This is a genomic window from Verticiella sediminum (assembly GCF_007558815.1).
GTDB lineage: Bacteria > Pseudomonadota > Gammaproteobacteria > Burkholderiales > Burkholderiaceae_B > Verticiella > Verticiella sediminum.
Genome location: NZ_VLTJ01000010.1, coordinates 1 through 19,132, shown reverse-complemented (window position 1 = coordinate 19,132; position 19,132 = coordinate 1). Strand labels below are relative to the sequence as shown.

At 60.1% G+C, this 19,132-nt stretch carries 13 protein-coding genes; 11 read left to right on the top strand and 2 right to left on the bottom strand.

All coding sequences use genetic code 11. The annotated features are described in order from the left end of the window. Positions 1–324, bottom strand: a complete 324-nt coding sequence (locus tag FOZ76_RS06105; RefSeq protein WP_143947255.1) for a hypothetical protein — start codon at positions 322–324, stop codon at positions 1–3. A gap of 92 nt (positions 325–416) precedes the next feature. Between FOZ76_RS06105 and FOZ76_RS06100 the strand changes: the two genes are divergently transcribed. Continuing rightward, positions 417–1,772, top strand: coding sequence for a cation:proton antiporter (locus FOZ76_RS06100; protein ID WP_143947254.1), 1,356 nt, complete (start codon positions 417–419; stop codon positions 1,770–1,772). Here FOZ76_RS06100 and FOZ76_RS06095 read toward each other — a convergent pair. Next, positions 1,739–2,956, bottom strand: a complete 1,218-nt coding sequence (locus FOZ76_RS06095) for a glycosyltransferase (RefSeq protein WP_143947253.1) — start codon at positions 2,954–2,956, stop codon at positions 1,739–1,741. The two genes, FOZ76_RS06100 and FOZ76_RS06095, sit on opposite strands and share 34 nt — an antisense overlap. A 563-nt stretch (positions 2,957–3,519) precedes the next feature. Between FOZ76_RS06095 and FOZ76_RS06090 the strand changes: the two genes are divergently transcribed. From FOZ76_RS06090 to FOZ76_RS06045, 10 genes are all read left to right on the top strand, one after another. Continuing rightward, on the top strand, positions 3,520–4,494 hold the full coding sequence (locus FOZ76_RS06090; RefSeq protein WP_211366047.1) for a hypothetical protein: 975 nt from the start codon (positions 3,520–3,522) through the stop codon (positions 4,492–4,494). Positions 4,495–4,544: 50 nt separating this feature from the next. Continuing rightward, positions 4,545–5,663, top strand: a complete 1,119-nt coding sequence (locus tag FOZ76_RS06085; protein ID WP_143947252.1) for a DUF4214 domain-containing protein — start codon at positions 4,545–4,547, stop codon at positions 5,661–5,663. Between the two features lie 170 nt (positions 5,664–5,833). Beyond that, positions 5,834–8,254, top strand: a complete 2,421-nt coding sequence (locus FOZ76_RS06080) for a glycosyltransferase family 2 protein (RefSeq protein WP_170235310.1) — start codon at positions 5,834–5,836, stop codon at positions 8,252–8,254. Positions 8,255–8,256: 2 nt separating this feature from the next. Next, the gene (locus FOZ76_RS06075) at positions 8,257–10,710 is read left to right on the top strand and encodes a glycosyltransferase family 2 protein (RefSeq protein ID WP_143947250.1); all 2,454 of its coding nucleotides are present in this window, start codon (positions 8,257–8,259) and stop codon (positions 10,708–10,710) included. After that, positions 10,707–11,306, top strand: coding sequence for a class I SAM-dependent methyltransferase (locus FOZ76_RS28140; protein ID WP_143947249.1), 600 nt, complete (start codon positions 10,707–10,709; stop codon positions 11,304–11,306). The genes FOZ76_RS06075 and FOZ76_RS28140 overlap by 4 nt, the downstream gene beginning before the upstream one ends. A gap of 211 nt (positions 11,307–11,517) precedes the next feature. Further along, positions 11,518–13,470 (top strand): hypothetical protein, encoded by a 1,953-nt coding sequence (locus FOZ76_RS06065; RefSeq protein WP_143947248.1) that lies wholly within the window; start codon positions 11,518–11,520, stop codon positions 13,468–13,470. Beyond that, a complete protein-coding gene (locus FOZ76_RS06060) occupies positions 13,457–14,761 on the top strand; it encodes a glycosyltransferase (protein WP_143947247.1) in 1,305 nt (434 codons plus the stop codon). Before FOZ76_RS06065 ends, FOZ76_RS06060 begins: the two co-directional genes overlap by 14 nt. A 69-nt stretch (positions 14,762–14,830) precedes the next feature. Continuing rightward, positions 14,831–15,655 (top strand): hypothetical protein, encoded by an 825-nt coding sequence (locus FOZ76_RS06055; protein ID WP_143947246.1) that lies wholly within the window; start codon positions 14,831–14,833, stop codon positions 15,653–15,655. A 428-nt stretch (positions 15,656–16,083) separates the two neighbouring features. Next, on the top strand, positions 16,084–17,310 hold the full coding sequence (locus FOZ76_RS06050) for a polysaccharide pyruvyl transferase family protein (protein WP_143947245.1): 1,227 nt from the start codon (positions 16,084–16,086) through the stop codon (positions 17,308–17,310). A 31-nt stretch (positions 17,311–17,341) separates the two neighbouring features. Next, positions 17,342–18,496, top strand: a complete 1,155-nt coding sequence (locus FOZ76_RS06045) for a polysaccharide pyruvyl transferase family protein (RefSeq protein WP_143947244.1) — start codon at positions 17,342–17,344, stop codon at positions 18,494–18,496. Positions 18,497–19,132: the final 636 nt, after the last annotated feature.

The following is a 19,132-nucleotide window of genomic DNA, read 5'->3' as shown; positions in this document are numbered from 1 at the left end:
TCACTCCTGCTTTTGTCCGTTCTCCTGGCGGCCCTGTTCCATACGCTCGGCCGAGCTGCCGCCAAGCTCCTCGCGCTTGGCCTCCGGGCTCAAGGTCTGCGGTTCCGCGGGCACGGCCCCGCTACCGGCGTCCGACTGCTCAGGCCCGGTGCGATGGGTGTCGTCCGCCGTCGGCAGGCGCGGCTCTTCGGCCTGCGTCGGCGTGGCCGCCGAATCCTGGCTGGGGTCGGTGGCGGTGGGCGTGGCGGCCCAGGCCGCGGTGCTCATCAACAGGCTGGAGAAGGCAACGACGGCGATGGTCTGTGCGGTGCTCGATTGACTCATGCAGGGCTCCTGAGTTTAGACTGGATGGATCGTTGGCAGGCAGCAACGCCCATGCCCGCTTCAAGTCGCTTCTCTCGTCTAGGCAACCCCGCATGAGCCTGCTTGCGCTGATCGGTACCCTCATCACCCTCGTCGCCGCTCTCGGCTATCTCAACCACCGTTTCATCGGGCTGCCGGACGCCACCGGTATCGCGGCCATCGGCCTGGCCGCATCGCTGCTGATGGGCGTGTTCGGCCAGGGCACGCAGTTGCTCGCCGCGGCACAGGAGCTTTTCGGCGACGTCGATTTCGCCAGCTTGCTGCTGCACGGCATTCTCGGCATGCTGCTCTTTGCCGGCGGGCTGCACGCCAGCGTCGCCGCCATCGCGCGCGAAAAGTGGCTGGTGCTCATCCTCTCGACAGTCGGCGTGCTGGTATCGACCGTGGCGGTAGGCTTCGGCTTCTACGCCGTCACCTGGGTTGTCGGCATGCCGCTGCCGCTGCTGCACTGCCTCGTCTTCGGCGCCCTGATCTCGCCCACCGATCCGATCGCGGTGCTCGGAGTGCTGCGCAAGGTGGGCGTGCCGGCGAGCCTGGAGGCGCGCATCACCGGCGAGAGCCTGTTCAACGACGGCATGGGCGTGGTGTTGTTCCTCACGCTGCTCGGCATCGCCGTGGGCGGGGCGGTGCCCACGCTGGGCGACCTGGGTCTGCTGCTGGTGCGAGAGATGCTGGGCGGCGCGGTGTTCGGCATCGGCGTCGGGCTGCTCGGCCTCTACATGATCCGCACCGCCAACTCCGACGCCATCGCCACCCTGGTCAGTCTGGCCATGGCCACGGGCGGCTATGCAGCCGCCGAAGCGCTCGGCGTATCCGCGCCCATCGCCGTGGTCTTCATGGGGCTGCTCGTGGGCGGGCGCGGCGAGAGCCCGCGCGTGGCCGAGCACAGTTCGCAGCGGCGCCTCTTCACCACCTGGGAGGTGATCGACGAACTGCTCAACCTGATGCTGTTCGGCCTGATCGGGCTGGAGATCATCACCCTGCAGACCTCGGCCTCGGGCCTGCTGCTCTCCGTGCTGGCCATCCCCGTGGTGCTGCTCGCGCGCTACGTCAGTGTGGTGCTGCCCGTCATGGCCGCCCCCCGGCTGCGCGAATGGGGCCGGGGTGTCTCCTTCGTGATGACCTGGGGCGGCCTGCGCGGCGGCGTGTCGATCGCGCTCGCCCTGTCGCTGGCGTCCACGCTGCCGGACAGCCACGTCCTGATCGCCGCCACCTATGGCGTGGTGATCTTCAGCATCCTGGTGCAGGGCCTCACCTTGCGCCGGGTGATCTCGCGCGCGCTACCGGCCGCCCTGCTCGCCCACCGTGAAGCCCAGGCCGAGGAGAACGCGGCGCCCGACCCGTCTCCCGGACAAGCCGACCCGTCCGACGCCGGTCAGGCCGCCATCTCCGCCAGCAACCGCTCGTAGGCCGGCAGGACGACACGCTTGAGGTCGTAGTCGCGCACGATGCTCGCGCGCGCGGCACGGCCCAGGTGGGCGTGACCGGCCGGGTCGGCCAGCACCTCGCACACCGTCTCGGCCAGCGTCCCGGGCTCGAAGAACGGCACCAGCAGGCCGTTCTCGCCATGCCGCAGCGCATCGCGCACCGGCGGCGTATCGGACGCCACCACGGTCGCGCCCGCGCTCATGGCCTCCAGCAGCGACCACGACAACACGAAGGGATAGGTGAGATAGACGTGGCAGCGGGTGATCTGCATGAGCGCAAGAAAAGCCTGGCGCGAAACCAGCCCCATGAAATGCACCCGCGCAGGGTCGATGTGCCGGCTCACCTCGGCCAGGTAGCGCTGGCGATACGAACCGTCCGACGGACGCGCGCCGTAGCTGACACCGTCGCCGCCCACAATGAACACGCGCGCGTTGGGACGCGCCGCCAGGATGTGCGGCAGCGCCCGCATGAAGACGTGGTAGCCGCGCACCGGCTCCAGGTTGCGCGCCACATAGGTGAGCACCTCGTCGCCGGCGGATACCGTGAGATGGTGGCCGGGCAGTGCGATCCGGGCCTGGGCGTTGGGCCGGACCTCGTCGGTATCGATGCCCTCGTGCAACACGGTGGTCTTGGCCTGGGCCCAGGCTGGCAGCCGGCTGGCCTGCCAAGGTGTTGCGGCAATGCCACGGTCCATGTCCTGCATGGCCAGTAACAAACTCGCATTCTTGGTTTGTAACCGCGCAGCCTCCGCGAAGCCCGGCATCGGGAACTCCGGATCGAAGCCCATTTCCTGCCCCTGCACGTGATAGTAGTACTCCATCAGGCAGACCAGCCGGGCCTGCGGGAACACCGCCTTGACGTACAGCGCCTCGCCCCAGCCCGGATGGCAGAACACCACGCGCGGCGCATAGCCCTCGGCCTGCAGTTGCCGCAGCGCGACCGCGCAGGCTTCCCCGCGCAAAGTCTTGCTCTCGAACTCGAGCGCCAGGGGGTGAGTGTCCTTGCCGTTGCCGCGGCGCAGCACGTAGTTCAGATACCGCACGCCGTCGATCGCAGGGGGTGCTTTGGTGCCCACGGCGACCACTCGGTGGCCGCGTTGCGCAAAATGACGCGCCACGTGAAGAAATTGCCCGGGAAAATTCTGGTGTATAAAAAGGATATCCATGGCTGCAAGAGAACGCGTGCCAGCGCGAGGCCCGACATGGTAGCCCAGTCTCCCCGCTGCTTCGAAGGGGCGGGATACGGCCTAGGAATGTTCGCGGAGTCCACGCGCAGGAGCACCTATCCGCCATAGCGCGCGAGCAGGGCGGCATTTACTACACTGAGCCGCTGTCAATAGGACGAACAGCGGATACTTACGCACTGAAGGCCAGGGGAGACCCCTCCCAAACTCCACTGTGCGGATGCACCAACGTAAACAACTAAAAAAACTTCCGCCCGGCTGTTGTTACATATTCGGCGGGCGTTTTCCAACAGAAATTCCCTACTGTACCGCCATCCGATATGTTTAACCCGGGTTTAAAAGGACACAAAAACGTCTAACATGTTCACAAAATAACGAATTGCTGCGAAATGCGACATTTGCGTCCTGCACAGTGACAGTTGCTTGCTTGTTCAGGGTAAACCCCTTTGCTACCATCCTTACGACGTACAGGGTGCGGCACTGCAGCATTTGTGTGCCGTCATGCGCAAGTCCGCCAAACACTATCAAAAAGAACCCGCTCAGCCATGCAGCCTAATCCTGCCGCCGCCCCCTATCAGAACTTGCGCCTGAACTCGCGCGTGCTGCCGCTCGAAGTGGGCATGTACATCGTGCGCTATGCCAGCCAGTTCCCCGAAGGCCAGGAAATCTGCATCACTTTGCAACAGGCGCCGCTAGGCAAAGGCTCGGTGGATTTTTTCCCGGCCGAAGGCGTGAGCCGCAACACCCTGGTCAAGCTCGGCGACTGCGTGGTCATCCGCGTCAAGGGCGACACCGGGGCCCTGCTGGTCACCGAATACCATATGGCGGCGCGCCAGGAGCGCGAAGTCAACCTGCGCATCGACCGCATCGATACCAGCGAAGCGCTGCTCGAGCTGGACCGACGTTCGGCTGCTGCCGCCGCTCCCGCACGGCCCATGCCCGCTGCCGCGCCGGCCGCCTCGCGCCTGCAGGCCGCGCCCTCGCCGTTGGCGCCTGCGCCCATGCCGGCCCGCGTCCCCACCGCCAGCGATGGCGCAAGCCCGATCCGCCTGGAATTCGAAGGCCACATCGAGCGCCGCGGCGACGTGCGCGTCGAAGGCGGCTGGCTCGGCAATCCCGACGGCACGGCCCGCCTGGAAGGCTTCATCGTCCATTGGCCCGAGAAGCCGCAAGGCGTGGACCTGGCCTATAGCTGCCGCGTCCAGGGCCAGGGCAAGCAGCCCGCCGCGCTGTCCGGCCGCTATGCCGGCACGCGCCGCCAGGCGCTCGGCATCACCGCCGTCACCTTCGGCCTCGTCGGCCCCCAACAAAAGCTTTATCGCCTGGCCGGTCAGGCCGTCTTCTCGGGCTACCCCCCGCAGGACGTCCTGAACGGCCAGGAAGTCTCGTCGCCTTCCGGCCACGAGCATCTTGTAGCACTCAAGCTGTCAGTTTCCCCGAAGTCCGAGGCAAACGCCCCCCGCTATCAGTCTCCCTGGGAAGATCCGGCAATCACCAAGATCTACAAGGCGCAGGGGTAACCCCCACTGGGGGAGAAACCCCAGCCACACGCCCTTCTTAGGAGCTTTTCATGCAATACGATCAACCAACGTCCAACGAGGACTTGGTATCGGCACTGGAAGATAACCCCCGTACCAACGCGGTACTGGCGGCTATCGAATCCGTTCTGAATACCGAAGGCACCGAGACGACCATCGTCGGCTCGTGGGATGCGGTGGGCGAGCCCACCTCGCCCGGCGGCGAGCAGCCCGACCTGCTCGTCATCACGCCCGAAGGAGATGAAGGCGACGACGTGACCGTCGGCACCAACTCGGCCGTCAACGGAGCGCCGGTGCTGGTGTTCGACACCGACGCCAACATCACCTTCTCGCTCTACAGCGAAAACTACGCGCCCGAATCGCTGGCCCGTCCGGAAGGCGACCCGGTTTACGCTGCCGAAATCGACCGCGTGATCGTGCTGGGCAACGGCGACGACAACGTCTCCATCCTGGTCGACAGCAACACCACCATCAACGCGGGTGACGGCAACGACACCATCGTGACCGGTGGCGGCGACGACGAAGTCATCCTGGGCGAAGGCAACTCCACGGTCAGCACCGGCCTCGGCGACGACACGGTCTTCTCCGGCTTCGGCGCGGATACGGTCGACGGCGGCGAAGGCTACGACATGGTCGTCCTGGAAGGCACGCTGGAAGACTACACGGTCACCATCGAAGATGGTCAGATCGTCCTGGTCAGCAACGCCGACGAAGCCGACTCGCTGACGGCCTCCAACGTCGAGTTCATCCAGCTCGACGACGGTCAATCGATCGCCATCGGTGCCACGGAAGACGAAGCCGACGTGCTGCGTCTGTACCAAGGCCTGCTGGGTCGCTCGACCGACCGCGAAGGTGCGCAGTACTGGATCGAGAACGATCTGAACGGCAACGAGCTGAGCGTCGAAGACATCGCCAAGGCCATCCTGGCCACGGACGAAGGTTCGGCCATCAACTCGCTGGACGACGACGCGTTCATCGCAACCATGTACGAAAACGCACTGGGCCGCGAAGCTTCGGCCGACGAAGTGGCGTACTGGGCTGCCGACCTTGCCAACGGTGCAGACCGTGGCTGGATCGCGGCGCAGATCGTCGGCTCGCCGGAAGCCGAAGACAGCATCGTCAACGTGAAGTTCATCGACGGCAACGTGTAAACCACGTACCGACGATCCCTGGGGCCCTGGCCCCGGGGTTTTTCTCCCCTCGGGCTTCGGCCCGGGGGCATTTGGAAGGGGGCCTCGCGGCCCCCTTCCAAATGTCAGACCCGGTGCACGCCGCTTCCTCCATGCATCGGCCGATTCCGCAAGATACAGGCGACGACGATATGGCCGGCATCCCCGACCTTCTCCGCCGCTACCACGACGCTCGCCAGGCCGGCGACGCCGACGTGGCTGCCGCATGCCTGTCCCTCGCCCTGCAGACGCCGGGGTATCGGGACGACGCCCGGCTCTGCCTGGCGCTCGCCCTGCTCGAGGGCAGCCAACCACAACGCGCATTCCTGCACCTGGCCGACGCGCTGCGCCACATGCGCAACGCGCCGCCCGCCACCTGCGCCCTGCCCGCGCGGGCCGCGCTCGACCAGCACCGCGCAAACGAGGCCGACGCCCTGCTGGCCGACGCGCTCGAACACTACCCGGACGATCCCACTCTGCGCACCTGGCGCTGGCGCGCCCTCGCCGCCACGCTGCCGCCCGAAACCCTGGCCGAGCGCATGCGCGCGGCCCTGCCCGGCATCCGGCAGGCCGCCGAGCTGCGCCTGGTGCTGCGCCACCTGATTCCGCAGGCCCAGGCGGGCGAGGTCGCGGGTGCCATCGCCTACGACGCCGCCAAGGGCGCACTGCGCGGCTGGGTGGTCGATTTGCGTGAGCCGGCGCAAACCGTCACCCTGCGCCTGGTCGCCGGCCAGCAGGAAGTCGCGCTGCAGGCCCGCCATGCCCATCCCCTGCTGGCCGCCGTGGGCGGGCCAGCCACCCACGGCGGCATCGTCGCCCGCATCACCCCCTATCCCGGGCCAGTGCGCTTATACGGGCCGGACGGCCGCGAACTGCCCGGCAGCCCGCTCGCCCTGGTCGCACCGCTGCCGCACCTGGCAGCCATGGACAAGGCCGGTGCCCAACCGCGCCGGCGCGGCGGCGGCGACGCCGGCAGCGCCCGCCCGGTGGACGTGCTGATCCCGGTCTACGACGGGCGCGACGAAACCCTGGCCTGCATCCAGAGCGTGCTGCGCGCCGCCAAGGCCAACCGCACGCCGCACCGCGTCATCGCGCTCAACGACGCCAGCCCGGACGCAGGCCTGTCGGCCGCGCTGCGCGAACTCGCCCAGGCCCGGCGCATCGACCTGGTCGAGCGGCCGGTCAATCTCGGCTTCATCCGCAACGTCAACCGCGGCATGCTGATGCACCCCGCGCACGACGTGGTCTGGCTCAACGCCGACACCCGCGTGAACGGCAATTGGCTGGACCGCCTGCGCGCAGCCGCCTACGCTGCGCGCAACACTGCCAGCGCCACGCCCTTCTCCAACAACGGCGAGCTGCTGAGTTTCCCCCGGCTGCGCGAGGCGGCGCCCATGCCCGGCCCGGCCGAACTGGCCGCGCTGGACGAACTCGCCGCCGCGCGCGGCAACAACCCGGTCGAGATCGAGACCGGCTGCGGCTTCTGCCTGTTCATCAAGCGCAGCGCGCTGGACGAGGTGGGCCTGCTCGACGAAACCGACCTCGAACGCGGCTACGGCGAGGAGACCGACTGGTGCCTGCGCGCCCGCGCACGAGGCTGGAAGCACGTCGCCGCCACCCACGTGTTCGTCGGCCACCAGGGCGGAGTCTCGTTCAGCGACGAGAAGACGGCCCTGGTCAAGCACAACAACGACATCCTGCGCCGCCGCTACCCGGACGCCCCCGCGCGCTTCGATCGATACGTGCGCCAGGACCCGCTCGCCCCCGTACGCAACGCCCTGCAGCGCGCCCGGCTCAAGCCCGCCGCGGCCTGGCTGAAGACGCGCCCGCGCGAACGCACGCTGTGGGTGCAGGGCCCCCGGGCCGAACAGGGAGCACCGGACGAAACGCTCACGCTGGCCTATCGCATGAAAAGCCAGGGGCGCATCGATGCCACGCTGCGCGTGGCCGTGCCCGGCCTGCCCATCACCGTGAACTACGCCCTGCCGGACGAGACGAGCCGCCTGGACGAAGACCTGCGCCGCCTCGGCGTGCAGGCCATCGGCCTGCGCCACGCCGCGCACTGCCCCGCCGTGCTGCGCGAGCTGCCGACGCGGCTGCGCATTGCCCCCGCCGAACGCCCGGCTGCCTGGCCGGCCCCGGTGGCTGCCGATGCACACGCTCCGACCACCACCGCCCTTCTCATCGCCGACGACTTGAGTGAAGCCGGCGTGCGCCGCTGCTGGCTGTCCGTCGCACGCGACCTGGCCCGCCAACCCGCGGCCGAGCGGCTCTACCTGCTGCTGCCCGGCGAGGACGCCGCCTGGATGCGCGAATTCCTGGCCACCGGCGCCGTATTGCGCGCACCCGAACTGGGCGGGCTGGACAGCCACCAGGCCCTGGCACTGGCCGGCTGCACCGCCGCCGTCAGCCTGAACGACGCGCCCGACGCCGACTGGCTCGCGCCCTGGATCGCCAGCCGCGCGCACCTGCCGCTCTACGCCCCGGCCAGCGCACTCGCCCTGCAGGCCGGCGCGCGGCCCCTCGAAAACCTGGCTACGGCCATCCCCTTGCCCTCGGCCTGCGCCGCCTGACCATGCTCCAACTCGTCACCCCTCCCGCCGCCGGCTACGCCGGCGCCATCACCGGCCTGTACGAAGACGTACTGCAAGGCTGGGCCTGGCACAGCGGCCAGCCCGACGTGCGCGTCACCGTCGAGGTATACATCGACGGCGGATTCGCCGCCCTGGCGCGCGCCGACCAGATGCAGACCGAGTACGAACACGGCGACGGCTTCCACGGCTTTGCCGTGCAGCTCAAGCGCCGCTGGCTGGAAGACGCCGGCCACATCGCCGTACGCATCGCCAACCAGGGCCCCTGGCTGGACGGCGCGCTCACACTGCCTGAGAGCAAGCCCCCCGTGCACCCGCCCGTCGGCCACTCGCAAGTGTGGTATCCCGGCGGCCTCAAAGTGACCGGCTGGGTGTGGGACCCGGACGCCCCGGACCGCACCGTGGAAGTGATCGCCTACGAGAACGGCAAGCCCGTCGCGCGCGCCCAGGCCGGCAACCCCCACCCCGCCCTGGTCTACCAGCCCGACGCCAACCACGGATACAGCCTGGACCTGCCCTGGTCCATGGCCGACGGCGAAGTACACCTGGTGGAACTGCGCGACGACCGCGACCGGCCCCTGGTGGGCAGCCCGATCACCGTGTGCACCCTGCCCGAAGGCATGGAAGCCCTGCTGCGCCGGCATTGGCCAGGCAAGGCCGACGACCCCGAATTGGCCCTGCTGCTGCGCCTGGCCCAGGACCAGGACCGCCGCGCCCCGCGCACCATCGGCTTCGAGCACTACCACGAGTGGTTCCAGGTGTATCAGCGGCCCACCGCCTTGCCGGACGACAACCTGCAGCCAGCTCTCAAGGCCGGCATCCTGCTGTTTGGCGAAGGCAGCCACGAGGACGAAACCCGCACGCGGGCCAGCCTGGCCGCCCAGCGCTGGCCCGCGCAGGCCATCGAACGCGCCGAACCCGGCCGCCTGCTCCAGGCCGTCCACGCCCTGTTGGTACAAAACGTCGACGCCATCGTCCCCTTGCACCTGGGCGACCACCTCGCCCCGCACGGGCTGGACACCCTGCTGCGCGCCCTCGCCGGCGACCAGGCGCTCAACGACACCCTGGGCGTGCGCACCCAACCCACGCGCGGCGCCGCCCCCGACGGCTGGCTGCCAGCCCACGGCGCCACCCAGGCGCCCGCCTGGGCCTACGCCGACAACGACTGCGACGGCCCCGACGGCCGCCGCACCGCCCCCTGGCTCAAGCCCGCCTGGGACATCGACCTCTACCTGGGCGTCGACCTCGTCACCCCCGGCGCCATCTGGAGCGCCGACATCGTGCGCGCCGCCTTCGCCCTGCCGGCCCACCCGCCCGGCGGCGACATCGATGACCTCGCCGCCGCCATCGCGCTGGCCACCGTAGACCGCAAAGCCTTCGTCGCCCACGTCCCGCGCGTGCTGTACCACAAGCGCGCAGACGCGCCACGAAGCCCCGCCGACGCTCCCGCCAATCCAAATCGCGACGCCGCCATGCAGTGGCTAGCCGAACGACTGGCACTGGGTGCGCTAGTCACGCGCAATGGGCTTTACCCCGCGCTACTGCAAACCAAATGGCCACTGCCGCCGGATGACCAACTGCCTCGAGTTAGCCTCATCGTGCCGACGCGTGACCATTATGAGCTACTGCATGCCTGCGTCGAAGGACTGCTGACCGGTACCGATTATCCGTATTTGGAAATCATCGTCATCGACAACGAATCTACCTGCCCCCGGACGCTCGCCTACATGGATGAACTGCGCGAGCGTGGGGTGGTGGTGATGCCGTATTCGTATCCGTTCAATTACTCGGCGATGAATAACCTGGCGGTGGAGATCGCGAGTGGGGAAATTATCGGACTGATCAACAACGATATCGAAGTGATCGAACCGGCGTGGCTAAAGGCGATGGTGGCGCAGTTGCTTCAACCCGGGGTGGGGATTGTGGGAGCGAAGCTGCTATGGCCCAACGAGATGGTGCAGCATGCCGGCGTAGTCCTTGGAGTCAATGGTCAAGCAGCGCACGCCGGCAATCACTGGCGCAGCGATGACTCCGGTTACCTAGGTGCTAACCAATGCCCGAGGAGACAGGATGCCGTAACTGCGGCCTGTTTAATACTACGTAAAGCGGACTATGCTCGTGCAGGCCGTCTTGACGCTAAAAAGTTCGCAGTCGCCTTCAACGACGTCGACCTATGCCTACGCATTGGAAAAAGGCAGGCAGTACTCTGGACCACTGCCGGCAAGCTCCGTCATCGCGAATCCGCGAGTCGCGGTAAAGACATTAGCAGCATGAAGCACGCACGCAGCACTCGGGAACAGATGCATTTTATGTCTCACCACCATCATGTCTTCAAAAAAATGACGGCGTATCACCCGTTGCTAAATCGAGACTGGGCGAATGGGCCGTATGCCGGACTTGTTAGCGCTGTCGCACATAACTCTAAATTTTGCCAATGAAAATTAGTCATAGTGATCTAGCGGCAGTAGTCCCGGCTCTACTTGCACGAGGAAAAAAAACTCTTCTGCACGTTGGATGCGGCACTGCCCCGCGATCGCGTCTACCCGAATGTTTCCAATCGCCTGAATGGACCGAAATTCGACTTGACATCGACGCTTCTGTAAACCCCGATATAGTCGCCAGTCTCACCGATATGAGAGCAGTAGCGTCGGCGACGGTAGACGCAATATGGTCTTCTCATAACATCGAGCATCTAGAAGGCTTTGAGGTAGCAAGGTCCCTCGACGAATTTCATCGGGTGTTGAAGCCGGCCGGGTTCACGCTGCTGACGCTGCCAGATATGAAGAAAGTCGCAGCACTAATTGCAGAAGACAAAAGCAACGAGGTCGTATATACATCACCAGCCGGTCCCATTACGCCCCTAGACATGATGTTTGGTCACCAAGCGTCGCTTGCCGCCGGCAAGCGCTATATGGCACACCGGACAGGATTCACAGCGACAAGCATCCGCAACAAGCTAGTCGAAGCGGGATTTTCAGAAGTGCGGGTCATGCAAGGAAGCGCGTACGACCTATGGGCTATCGCCATCAAATAAAAAAAATCACCGAAGACCGACGACTGTGTGCACGACATGTACGTGTACATATACCGAGCTTCCACTCAATTCTCCTTTCTATTGAAGACACACCAACCGCTACCGAGTGAACTGAAAAAATATGACTAATCTCCAAAAACGAGACCGAAGAGTCATATCGGCCGGCCTAGAACCAGGCGCGACTTCCGGGTTCCGCGGCCATGTCGATGTCTTGGACCTCACGATCGGAATAGAAGGTTGGGCCCTAAATCTGGAACGATCTCAAGACCCGGTAACGTTGCAACTATTGGCTGCCGGCGTCGTTCTAGCTGAAACGCAGACGTCCTTTCCGCGCTCAGACATCTCGGAATTCGTGGGTCAGGATATAGTATGTGGCTTCCGCTTTCCAACGTCCGCTATACAAAAGCTGCGTGACATCGCTAGTTACGGCGTCGATGCGCATATCGAAATTGTCATAGCAGGTACGGACGACTCTTTACCAACGGCTACGGTAGAACCTTCGCTGAAAGGGCTATTAGCGCTCGACTCTAGCATTCCAGAAATCACAACCGGGCTTGACATAACCGCTCGAATTTCCGATCTACGAAGGGAAGCCCAGGCCCTGGCATCCAGTCCCTTGCGGCCCCGGCCGGAACACGAAGCCGGATATATCGAAGCCCTATCCATAGACGAAGACGGAAGAGTTTGGATATTAGGCTGGAAAACGAAAGATCCATTTATCGACTGTTCCGCCATCGTCGTCGATCAGCAAAAGATCACAGCTGGCCTCGCGTATACGCTGTACGACCGACCAGATCTTGACGACAGAGCTTCCGGCATCGTCGGGGTGCTGGAGACAGAATGGCGCCCGAGCCCGCAGTCTAATGCAATAATATATTTTGGCGATACGCTGGAACGTTATATTCGATGCACAAAGCCGATACGGATCGTAAGTCACGCAGCATTTTGCGAACAAGCATTTAAATTATTCGCCAATTGCCATACCGGACACACCGCAGCACTTCAAGGCATACTTGATGGAAGAGATTCGTGGCGAGTCAGCAATCCCTCTCCAGTCACTGCCAACGCTGCTGTCGATCGCGTTCTAGCCCTACCCGGGTTTGGCGCTATGGTCACAGGGTGGATCCTCAGCCCGATAAAAGCCGTAAAGACGCTCGCAATTCGTTTAGGAAAATCGGTTATAAGCTGCGACCAATCAACTGTATATCATAGCTCACGCACTGATTTGAGCAGCATAGCGGGTGGCAATAATCTGCTGCTAACTGATGCCGGCTTTACAGCAGTCTTCCGAGGCCAATTGGAAAAGAGCGACTTATCTGCTCCGCTGCTACGGATAACGTATGTCGATGGAACGTCAAGCACGCATACAATCTCAGTTGAAGCGCTACAGCTCCTTGGACACGGCGTAAGTGCGGACGCTGCAAAGCAATTATATCCGGCACTGGAAATGGAGAGTTTTTTTCCTGAATTTGTCGCTGCCCTGCAAAGGCAACTAACGGTGAGCGCTAAATTACTAACTACATATAGAGCGTCCCCGTGCCCGAACCTCGCCATCTTTGTTGTACCGGACGACAGAAGTGACGCGTTCCTCCTCTTCTCCGATGTAGGTGCATGGCTATCTTCAGATTGCCCTGAGACACTTGGCGTGGCATTCGTCGCACGGCTGGGAAACCGTCGTTCCGAAGTTATGATGCTGTTCAACGCGCTGGCTCAGGCCACCCAAGCAAAACTCAGCCTATTTTTCACGCCTGTGCCGGAACAAGCGCTTCATCAGCTTCCTTATTTCACCGGCGCAATAAATCCGGAAACCATCACCTTCGTAGGTCCAAATATATTTTTAACACCACAAGGCTGGACGGGCCTTGCGCAATTGGAAACCGAAGATCTGGAATTACCTATTGTCTACGAGATCGACGAGGATCCATCAACGGGAAGGGACCATAGTTACGGAGCCGACTGCTTCAGTTGGAGCCGAACGTCAGTCATTTCGTGGCTATTCGGCAGACCGCTATATTTTGATGGAATACCAGAGATAGATACATTCCCCATCTCACAAGCGCGCGTCATAACCGGCGGTGCCATGCGATCGAGACGTCATGTTTCCACCCCCCTAGCCCGGGCCATGAACCGCACACTGACAGATTTGCACTATGCTAGCGCATAACCCCAGTTCTCAACATGTAGACGCCTTCGACGGTCGTCTCGCTATCGTATCTCACAGCCACCCGTCTATATCAAAAGGTGGTGCGGAGATCAGCGCCTTCACCCTATACAAAGGCCTTCTCGATCTCGGCATAGACGCGGTTTTTATCGCGGCATGCTCGGAGGACGACAGAGGTCGACTGTCGCTTGGCTCGTCGAGAGAGCACGCAGTTTTCTACGACACACGAATATATGATCACTTTTATCAACTCGGGTCAGCGTTTACCACGTCAGCGCTCCGTGAGCTATTCATAAAGTTAAAAATCGACGTCGTAAACTTTCACCACTACCTAAACTTTGGAATCGATGCGATTTCCAAGGCTTCAATCCGCTTGGGATTACCAACTTTTTTCACCATTCACGAGTTTCTGTCGCTCTGCCATCATCACGGACAGATGATCACCCGCCCGACTCGACTTCTATGCCATAAGGCGACTCCGGAAGCTTGTCATACATGTTTTCCAGAGTACTCGAGACAGCAATTCGCAATAAGACAAGGGCTGGTATCCCGAACGTTTCAAGAAGTGAGCGGCTTTATCTCTCCCAGTCGCTTCTTGGCCGAGATCTACATAAAGGCGGGGCTTCCCGCCAAGAAGTTTGCCATCATTGAAAACGGCTTAGCTCATCGACCCTCATCCCCCATGCCGCCTCGCCAAAGACACGGGGACGGTGCATGGGTATATGGGTTCTTCGGACAAATAAACCCTTTCAAGGGTGTAGACACCCTACTTAAAGCGGCAGATGTTCTTGTAAAGAACCCTTCCGCCAAGGACCGTGTAAGAATTCGCATTCACGGGAACGTGATTGGACAGTCTGAAGACTTCATGCAGGCGTTTGATAAGGCGATCAGAACGAATAACGTAGTTGAATACGCCGGCCCATACAATAACGCCAACGTATCTTCGCTTATGTCTGAATGCGATTACGTCGTTGTACCCAGCACGTGGTGGGAGAACTCCCCTGTGGTGATCCAGGAAGCCTTTGCTGTGGGTCGCCCCATCATTTGTACAGGAATCGGCGGGATGGCGGAGAAGATCGTGAACGGCGTATCCGGGTTGCATTTTCGACTGAACGACTCGGCAGATCTCGCCCGCGTTATTCTTGAAGGATCCAACAACAATCTCTACGAGAATTTGCTAGCTGGCGTTCCCGATACGTTAGATCAAAGAGACATGGCAAAACGGTATCTCGCTTTTATTACCACCTCTATAAAACGGAGAGTACCCAATGGGATAGCCATTAGCACCATATAGAGATTAAAAGACGGCATTTACGAGTAAATAGCTTGTTCATAATCCATATACCGCAGCAGGGGAGTTGTCATGTTAAAGGGTGCCATTGATTTCGTCAGCCCCACTCGGGTTGGGGGTTGGGTCTATGCTGAAGCAGACGAAATACAGGGAAAAGTAGTGTTAGCCTTTCTCGACTCTGAATGCGTAGGCGCGGGCAAGGTTGAGAACTATCGAAGTGATTTGGCTGAAGCGGGTTTAGGTGATGGGAATCTGGGCTTCAATTTTGACATCGGCCTCCAAGAGGAGAACACTTTATCCCGAATAACAGTCAAACTCGAAGGCAGCGACTTTGTACTACTTCAGCGCGACGCAATTGTCGTTCCCGCAAATACAGCCCCTTCGTTATCCACGTCACTTCCCACGATGAAAAGCGTGGAGTGGATGCGCCGGCGCGGCTGGCTAGACCAGTCTGACTTTGATTTTTTGAGGCTATTGAATCAATTCGGAGTGTATGACCTTACTTTAAAAGGCGGAGATACGACGCGCGGCAGTAGTATCATCACATCACATGCGGGCGAGCTCCTTTCGCTTATTAGACAGCAAGACGTGTCTGTCGAACTTAGGCACATTAGCATCTCCGAACTGAATCATGAGTCATTTCTCGAGACGCTAGAAGATTCCATTATCGCCATTCACGCTGACACTCCCGGGACCATAATGATCGTGGAAGGCTCCGCAGGAGAAAATAGCGCATCGATAGATGGTGCAGTCGAATATCAGTTCGGGCCGGACCGCCTGCTGTTCGTAGATCTCCGCACAAACTTCCGACCGAACGCGACTGATCACAACGCTACCATAACGGCGTTGGTGAATGCCCGCATGCCTTATCTGGGTGGTCCTGAGCCCAGCGTTTGAGCTGCTGCAGATCAAACTCGGAATGCTTCCGGGTAACTAAAGAGTTTCAGGGGAGGAGGGTGATCTTGTACATCTTCGTTGCTTTCACCGATCGCAATATATGATATAAGAATTCATAGTCCACGCAGGACGGAACTGGATGTCCATACAGCCCTCATGTCATCCGCAGCTGTCAGTCACAGATACAATTGCTCGCGTCGTGATGGTCTCTTATTGTTGTGTTCACTTTAGATTAGGTCTTGACCTGTACCTTAGGATTGCCTGCGAGACGCCGTTCATTATTATTGTCCATAAGCAAGGATCCACTCCGGACCAAGGCTTTTACGATTCGGGAATTCATCAGAGGCGAAATACGGCAATACCAGAACGACTCGTAACTCGCCGGCAGGCAACGCATTTAGCAATTTAGTCATCGAACCGAGAAAATCATGCATGCGACACACGACTCTCAGCACGTGCCTAACATCGAAGAAACAGCGTCGCGGCCCGAGGCGCCGCTCAGAGTCGCTATACTGTGGAAATTTCCGACCCTGGGTCTTTATTCCAATGCTCCTTTTTCTGCTCTATTTAACGGAATTGGGCATAACAACGGAAATTTAGCCTTCGTCTATGCAATCAAGAACCATATTACCAATCCAGTAAATTTTTTCGGTTGGAGTACGTCGCCAGAGCAACTACAAGAAAGTGCAGACATCATCGTAATCCCATGCGCCAACCAGCTTGGCAAGCATACAGACTACGGTTCGATGGCTTCTAACCTTGAGAAGTCGGGGCTACCTATCGTTGCGATCGGTCTAGGAGCGCAGGCAGACAACTACGACCATGACATTCAACTTAGCGAAGGGACGCGTCGCTGGGTTGAGGTGATTGCAAAGTCTACGAAGACGTGCAACATCTACACTAGAGGCCCCTATACCAGTGACCAGATCGAGAAGCTTGGCATTAATGGCAGCGTAGTAACTGGAGGCTGCCCTTCTTATTTCATCAATCCCGAGCCGAAGCTTGGCCAACGTGTTGCAGAGCGATGGTCTCAAATTGAAGTTCCTCGATCGATCTCCGTGGCCGCCGGCCATCAGGCATGGTTACATACGCGTGAAATCGAACACCAATTAATCGCTCTCATGATGGACCCCGCTTGCCCAGGGCAGTATGTTGTACAGTCCATGGAAGAGATGGTGAAAATTTCGCGTGGAGTGTTCGAGGGTATAAGTGACCACAATATTAAAGCACTCAGAAACCATACCGTCCCTCATTATTCCTTTGATGAGTTCAAGAGTTGGTGCAACAACTACGCTCGGTCGTTCTACGATGTACCGGCTTGGATGGATTCCCTCCGACGATACGATCTCACAATAGGAACTCGGTACCACGGTATAGCACTCGCGCTACAGGCAGAACGCATGGGCTTGACTATAACCATAGATTCTAGAACTCGAGAACTCTGCGAAAATACCGGAGTTCCACACATTGCGGCTGGGGACATAAAGGGTGCGATTACCCGATCCAACTTGAAACGCATGATTAAGTTTGATTCGGCGAAGTATGATCTACACCGGAGCTCCGCGGCTGCACGCTATCGACAGTTCTTAATGGCCAACGGACTCCAACCCGCTGGATATCTCTCAAGAATGGCAACAATCGATATGCCGAGCTGACAACACCCTCCACAGGAACCGAGAACCCTTCATGCAAGAAGTTGGCGATCAGAAAACGACGCTTAAACGAGTGCTCGTAATCTCACCTGCAGGCCAGATCTATGGCCATGATAAGGTGCAGTGGTATAAGGCGACAACCGAACGTCTCCTAACTCACTATTTTAATATTGGAGATATGGTCGTATACGATTCCACTCTGAAGATGCTAGAGTACAGCTCTGCTTCAGAGATGAGGATCGAGAACCCGACAGAACAAGAAATCGAAAGCTATTGCGACGCGGACTTTGCCATTGTTAGAGCATCTAATTTCATTCACAATCAGATGCAATGGCATCGGGCAGTGGAGGTGCTCGAGCGTACCAAATTACCAGTTTACGCGATTGGCGTTGGGGGGCAGGCAGCTACCCGCGATGATTATCGGCTAAACGACCACAATCTGAAATTCTGGAAGACAGTCTCCGAAAGAAGCGATGTGATCGGTGTTCGCGGTACGTTTACCGCCGAACTACTATATGCAAACGGGATAAAGAACGTGGAGATAGTTGGATGTCCGTCTCTTTTCCGAACTCGCAATAGGAACTTAAAACTCGCGATACCGGACAGTATAGAGAAAGTGGCGTTCTCGACCCGACGCGAAGTCGATGCGAGCTACGCGTCGAACCCACGGCAGTATTTAAGTATCCAGCGTGACTTCCTGCTTCGAACGGCGGAGTCGTATCAGACCACCGTAACCACTCATGGGGAGAATGAGGAGAAGGCCTTCTTCTTCAAGAATGAGGATGGCATGAAACAGGCCCGAGAAGCATTCTTTCGGGATGGCTGGTTTACAGATGAAACTGTGGATCGCATGGAGAAGCTTTACAAAGAAGCGATGTTCTTCTTCTTGCGTGTGGAGGATTATGATGCCTTTATCCGAGAGCAACATTTTGCGTTAGGGTATCGTGTCCATGGTGTTCTGCCGGCAATGGCTCAAGGAATTCCTGGCCTTCTGGTCAAATACGACACGCGCAGCACTGAGCTAGCAGATACTCACGCAATTCCTTCGCTTATACTTAATGAGAGCCCCTCAGATATAAAGGCAATGCTTCGAGAAATTTCTTTCGATGACTTTAATAAATTGTATCCGTTACGCTACGATAACATGAAGTTATGCCTCGATGCCAACGGGATTCCAAACCGTCTATGATTGTGTTTTTTTGTCCGAGGTACGATGTAACGACCTCCGTCAAGCGCACAGTGGCTGATAGAGACTCGGAGTGAAGGGGGGTTTTCGGTCGAGGCATGATCTGCGCCGATAGGGAGGACTCCCCAACACTTATCGATGCAGCTAAGCAAAGGTCTCAGCCGGGATCTTCATACTCAACACGTGATGCGGATCGTTGTAAAAGCGTATCCAGTCGCTGACCACACTATTGGCATGCTGGATGGTTTCGAAGCGATGCCGCTGCACGCATTGCTCTTAACGCGCGGATGACGCGTTCGACCACCTCGTTCTGCTAAACGCTACCTGCATGCGACCCAGCAGCGTGTCGAAGCGAGCGATCAGGACGTGTTCCAAAGGGCTGCCTGCGGTGCAGGCGTTGCCATTTCGAGACAGGTGTCCACCCAGCAACTGGCATGTATGGCAGTCAATCATCAGGGCCAATGTCGCTCAGCCATCCTGGCCCACACACGGCACCGATCCGTAGATCACCGCTTACTGGGCATTGTCGCCGCCGATGGCAACGCCTGAATACGAAGTCTGACGTCAATTGGGCGCTTGCGAATCTGCCAGCCCATCAACTGGAACACGCGCTGCACGGTGTTCTTGTTGAATCCCAGC